This window comes from bacterium (genome assembly GCA_019912885.1).
Classification (GTDB): domain Bacteria; phylum Lernaellota; class Lernaellaia; order JACKCT01; family JACKCT01; genus JAIOHV01.
The window spans coordinates 22,531-28,732 of record JAIOHV010000204.1 but is presented as its reverse complement, the minus strand read 5'-3'; the positions used below and the strand labels follow the sequence as shown (position 1 = coordinate 28,732).

Genomic DNA, 6,202 nt, shown 5'->3' with positions numbered 1-6,202 from the left:
GCTCCTGCACCGTGAAGCCGCTCGCGCCGGGGCGGATCACCGCGACGACGCCTTGGTCGTGCGTGGCCACCGCGATCGCCGGCTGGCCGTCGCCGAAGAGATCGCCGATCTCGGCGTCGCGCATCCGGCTGAAGCGCCCGCCGAAGTCGCGCTCCCAGAGCGTCTGCGCGCGCCAAGCTCCGCCCTCGCGCCGCCAGAGCTTCACCGCGGCGCCCGAGCCGCCGAGCGTCAGGATGCCCGGCGCCGCGCCCGGCGGCGCGGCGACAATCAGGCCCAGGCCGCCCGGCGGATTTTCCGACGCGGCGAGTTCGGGAAGCGGCGCCGGGAAGTGATCGAGGTAGCGGCTCTCGTTTCTTCCCGGGCCGATCGGCGGAAACCACGACACGACGAGGTGATCGCGCGCGCGCGTGCAGGCGACGTACAACTGGCGGACCTGCTCGGCGCGCAGCATTTCTTTTTCGTGTTCGGACGCGGCGCCGTACCCGGCGGTTTCGAGCTTCGCGCCGTCGAAGCCGCCCAGCGCGAATTCATGACGCACCGACTCGCCTTCGCGAACGGCGAGCACCGGCGATATGCCGCGCGAAGCCTGCCTCGTGGAGAGATTGGCGACGATGGTGATCGGAAACTCCAGGCCCTTGGCCTTGTGGAAGGTCATCAGGCGCACGCGGTCGTCGAGCAGATCGGGCTCGACCTTCTCGTTCACCTCGGCGGCCTCGCGCAGTTCCCCGACAAGCCACGACACCGTCTCGCCGAACGTGAGGCGATGTTCCGCCTGGCGCAGCCGCGCGCGGTCGCGCAGCGTCTGGAGTTGCGCGGCGATGGCGGCGCCGCGCGGATCGCCGTGCAGGAACGGCAGGGCGGCGGTCTCGTTCAGCACGCGGTCAATCGTGCGGTGGATCGGTGCGCGGTCGCGTTCCCGGTGAAGCTCGGCGAGAAACGTAAGGGCGTCCGCGAGACCGGGGATCGAATCGAGGATTGAGGATTGAGGATCGAAAATGGAGCCGGACCACGGAAGGCCGCCGTTTGAGCGCGCCCACGCCGCGAGGTCGGCGTCGGAGAAGGCGAAAAACGGGCTCGCAAGCGCGGCGGCGAGCGCGATGCGATCGTGCGGCCGCGCGATCGCCGCGAGCACCTGCACCAGATAACGCACCTCGCGCGTCGTGTAGAAGATGCGCGTCATGTCGCTCGCGTACGGGATGCCGCGCCGCGCGATTTCCTCGTCGAGATATTCGATGCCCGTGCGTTTGGGGTAGAGCACGGCGATGTCGCGCCAGGTCGCCTCGCGCCTTTCGCGACGATCCTCGACCTGCCATTTCTCGGCGACGATCCGCGCGATGAGATCGGCGATCGCGATCGCTTCGCGCCGGCGGGCGGCGTCGAGGCCCGGATCGTTGTCCTCGCCGTTATCCGCCGCGCCATTGGCGCCATCCGCCTCCTCGTTGCCCGGCGCCGCGGCGGATCCGACAAGCACCGCCACGCCGGGTCCGGCGAGCGCCGCATCGCGATGCGCTTCGAGCGGGGCGTACCGCGCCTGCGCGGGCGGGGCGAGCCGGCCCATCATCTCCGGAAACACGCCGTTGACGAAATCGATGACGCACGGACGGCAGCGGAAGTTGACGCGGATCGCCGCAAGCTCGCCGACCGTCCGCCGCACGTCGTCGTACATCTCGATATCCGCGCGGCGGAACCGGTAGATCGATTGCTTCGGATCGCCGACGTAAAAGACGCGCCCCGGCTTATCGCCCGCCAAAAGGCGAAGGAACTCGACCTGCGTCGGATCTGTATCCTGAAATTCGTCGACGAGGATGTAGCGCCAGCGCGCCTGCTCGGCGGCCCGGACGTGTTTGTGCTCCGAAAGGATCTTGCGCGCGATCGAAAGCAAGTCGGTGAACGACAGCGCGCCTTCGGTTTGCCGTGCGTGCCATAGCTCGTCGCGAAATTTCACGATCGCATTCGCGGCCAGCAGCACGATGCGTTCGCCGATCCGCGTTTGCATAATTGCGAACATGTCGCGCAGCGCGTTTCCCGCGCCTTTGGCCTGTTCCGCGCGATCGCCCCAGCCTTTCTTTCCGCCGAGTCCGCGCCTTCCAGGCAGCTTCGCGCGCCGCACCGCGTCGTCCAGCAAGTCGGCGTCAAGCGCCGCCAGATCGCGCAACACGTCGCACGCGTCGGCCGTGGCGCGATACAACGCGTCGTCCGCGTCGACGCCGAGTTCATCACCAAGCGACAGGATGCCGTTCGCGAGTTGGAGAACCGCGCCGATTTCGCCCACCGTGTCGATCGATTCGGGCGCGCGGATCGACGCGAACGCGTCCGGGTGATCGAGCATCGCGCGCGCGAGATCGAACATCGCGTCCTGCCGCGCGTCCACCGGCGCGAACGCGAGCAACGTGTCCCAGAGCTCCGGGTCGTCGCGCACGGACGCCGCGCGCCACCGCGAAAAGACCTCGCGCGCAAGGTCGTCGCCTTCGTCGATCGCGAAGCCCGGCGCAATGCCGGCCTCGACGGGATGCTCGCGCACGATGCGCGCGGCAAACGCGTGGATCGTCCCGGCCGCGGCAAGCGGAAGGTCGGCCAGCGCCTTGCGGTAACGCACATCGCCCGTATCCCTGACCTCGTCCAACAGCCGCTCGCGAATCCGCGAACGCAGCTCCGCCGCCGCACGCTCCGTGAACGTAATCGCGGCGATGTCGCGGAGCCTGAAATCCGGCTCGTTCGCGACAAGGTGCAGCACGCGCTCGACCATCAGATGCGTCTTGCCGGTGCCGGCTCCCGCCTCAACCAATAGATTCGCGCCGCGCGACGCGACGATGCGGTCACGGTCGGCTTGATCCGCCGGCGACCTGGCTTTGTCGTCGGCCGGCGTCATTCGATCTCCTTTAGCGCGGAAAAACGCTCGCGCGCGGGACCCGTCTTTTCGTCGCGCGCCCGCACGTCGTTTTCGGTTCCGCAGTAATACGCGAATTCGCAAAAGCGGCATGGGCGTTCGACAAGACGCGCGTCGGCGTTCGGCGGAAAATGCCCGGCCGCGATGCCGTCGACGATGGCCGCGACGATCGCGCCGAGATCGCCGCGCCGCGCGTCGAGCGTCTCGGCGGCAAGCGGCACGCGCGCGAATCCGCCGCGGCGCGAGTTGTGAAAATACGCCGCGTCCACCGCGCGCTTTTCCGGGAAGCGCTTCGCGGCGGCGAACAGATAAAAAGCGAGTTGCAGCGCCTCGCCGCCGAAAAACACGCCGCCGTCTTTCTTCTTGGCGGCGGGCATCTTGCTGCCCTTGTAGTCGATCACTCGAAGTTCGTGCCCGTTTTCGTCAACGCGGTCGATACGTCCGGCCAGGCGCAGGGCGCGTCCGTCGGGCAGTTCGAGGGTCAGCGGATCGTCATCGCCGAATTCGATCTCGAAGTGTGCCGGCCGCATGTCGCCCGGTTCGATCTCGCGGCGGAGCTGCTCGCGAAAATCGCGCGCGATCGCTGCGATGTCCGCGCGCAAGAACGTGTCGTCGCCGATCTCGCCGGCATCGAACATCGCCTCGGCCCGATCCTTTAGCGCCGCCTCGAATATCACGCGCAGGTGCGCCGCGCCGGCCTCGGTCAGCGGAAACAGGCCCGCGTCGCGCGCCGTGGCGAACGCCGCGGCGAGCGCGTGGTGGACGAGCGCGCCGCGCTGCTGCGGATCGAGGCGAAACTGCGTCTCCGGTTCCGGCAGCGTCTCGAGGCCGATGACGCGCGACAGAAAATATTTGCGCGGACATTGCGCGTATGTCTCCAACGCGGACGCCGAAAACGGTCGCGCGCCGTCCGGCGCCACGCCGCCAACGATGCCGTCATACGCCGTCAAAACGCGCGAGGCGCGCGCCTCGGCCCGCGCGCGCATACGCGCAAGAAACGGCCGCGTCCAGGCGGGAAGCGTCAGCAAGCGATCGCGCACGCCCGCGTCGCCGCGCCGGATCGCGGCCACGATCGACGCGCGCTCCGTGTCTTCGACCGACGCGGCGATCGCATGAAGATCGTTTTCGCCGATACGCGCGAACAGCCCGGGCGGCAGATCGCCCGCCGCCATCGCGCCGACGCGCCCGGTCGCCGCCTCGAGCACCGCGTCCACGAACGCGGATGGCGTGTGCAGGCGGCCGTTGGCGCGATCCGCGCGCGGATACGCGATCGTCACGCTTTCGCGCGCGCATGTCAGCGCGAGCGCGAAGCGGTGCATCTCCTCTGCGTACCGTTCGCCAAGGAGGGGCAGGCGGTTTGGCTCGCCGCTTCGCTCGTCGACGGCGCGGCGTTCATCGTCGGTCAACAACGCGTCCTGGCGCCCGGCGCCGGGGATGCGTCCCTCGATCGCGCCCGTCACGATGACACGCGCGAAACGCAGATGGCGCGCACGATGGATCGGCAACAGCGCGACGCCGTGGCCGTATCGCCCGCGCTTAACGGACAAGCCGCGCGCAATGACCGCCGCGATGTTCGGAATCTCGGCGGGCGACAGAGAACGCACGACCAAATCGTCGCCGGCAAGCGCCTCGATTTGCGCAAGAAACGTCGAAAGCGTTTCGCTCGCGGGTGCGTATGCGCGCGCGGCGACGGCAAGCGCATTGAAGGCGGCCGCGAGATCGTCGCCGTGCACGGCGTCGAAAAAGCGCACGAGCGGTTCGACACGCGCAAGGAGCTGCGCGGCGGCGGCGCGTCTTTCGGCGATGCGGCGATCGCGCGGATTCTCCGCGAGCTTCGCCGCGCAATTCATCTCGTAGCGTGCGAGGTTGTAGCGCGCGGCCGATCCAGAAAGCGCGGGTGTATCCGGCGCGCGCCGCCAGGCGCGCGCGCCCTCCACGATTCCGGCCTCGCGCGAGACGAGATCCCATAAATGAGGATGGAGGATGGAGGATTGAGGATTGAGTGTTCCCATACCCGTGCCCGAATCCGTGCCGTCATCTACGCCGTTCCAATCTTCGGAAGAATCGGTTTGGCGATCCTGGTCGTTCGGCGCGAGCGAGACGAGTTCGATGACCGCCTCGCGCGGAAGACCATCGGCGGCGACCTGGGCGAGCTTGACGAGCGCGAGCCCCGCGGTGTCCGCGCCGGCCGCGGGCAGGCCGCCATCGACATACAACGGAATGCGATCGCTGCCCTGCCCGGATATCTCGCGCGGAACGAGCGACGACGACAGCTCCCCGGCCAACAACTCCTTCTCATTCGCGCCGGCGTATACGACCGCGATCTCCTCGAACGGCACACCCTCGCGCCGCGCGTCGAGGATACGAGCGAGCACCGCGCGCGCCTCGCGGATTTCGTCCGGCGCGGAAATGACGGCGATCGAACCGTCGGGCGCGGCGGCGGGCGCGGGATCGGTCCGATCGTCGAACAGCCGTCGTCGAACGATGGCGAGTGTCGCGTCCGCCTCCGCGCCCGCGATCGACTCGTGCGAAGCGCCGAGCCCGCCGACGAATTCGACGAGGGATTTCGCGAATTCATGCGCGGCGTCTTCGGCGTAAGACACGTAAAAGATCAGCGGAACGTGTTCGGCCACCGCGCGCACGAGCCGGCGTTGCGCGCGGTTCAAGTCCGAGAACCCGAAGATGGACAGGGCGCCGGCGCCAAACAACGTCGCCGCTTGCGGCGCGGCGGCTTCGGCCCACGCGAACACCTCAAGCGCGGTGTAACGTTCGCGCGAAATCGCGTCGCGGAATGCGTTATAGATGCGCGCGAGGTCCGCGGCCTTCGGAACGTGGACGTCGCCTGACGCCGCGGCGGGAAATTTCTCGTAACCCGCCTCTTCCAGGTCGTCGACAAGCGCCGCGACGGCTTGCACGAAACCTTCCTGTCCCGAGAGCGCTTTGAGATGGCGCAGCGTGGTCGATTTCAGAACATCCGCGATCACGATGCGCCGCGCGAGCGCGCCGAGCGGCGCCTTCCCCGATGCCCGCGCGGCCGGCCTCGCCAGATCGTCGGCGAGGTGCTCGATCGTCATCGCGCGCAGATTCGCGACGGCGCCGGCGACGCGCGCGACTTGCCGGCGAACGTGCGTTCCGATGAGGTGATTCGGCACGACGATCACCCGCTTTGCCAGCGGATCGGCGGTGGGCGCCGCGAGTTCCGCGACGATGCGCTCGACGATCGCCTCGGACCGCCCCGTGACAAGGCGGTGCCGCGTATCAGGTTTTGTTGTGCGGGACATGAATTCGTCGATCTTGGCCAAACGGGATGGCGCA

Annotated in this window: 2 protein-coding genes; both read right to left on the bottom strand. The window is 68.4% G+C overall.

What is annotated here, in order from left to right; all coding sequences use genetic code 11:
- The coding region (locus tag K8I61_18320) for a UvrD-helicase domain-containing protein (protein ID MBZ0274000.1) at nucleotides 1-2,869 on the bottom strand (2,869 nt) is incomplete at its 3' end.
- On the bottom strand, nucleotides 2,866-6,168 hold the full coding sequence (locus K8I61_18315; GenBank protein ID MBZ0273999.1) for a PD-(D/E)XK nuclease family protein: 3,303 nt from the start codon (nucleotides 6,166-6,168) through the stop codon (nucleotides 2,866-2,868). The genes K8I61_18320 and K8I61_18315, both read right to left, overlap by 4 nt.
- Between the last annotated feature and the right edge of the window lie 34 nt (nucleotides 6,169-6,202).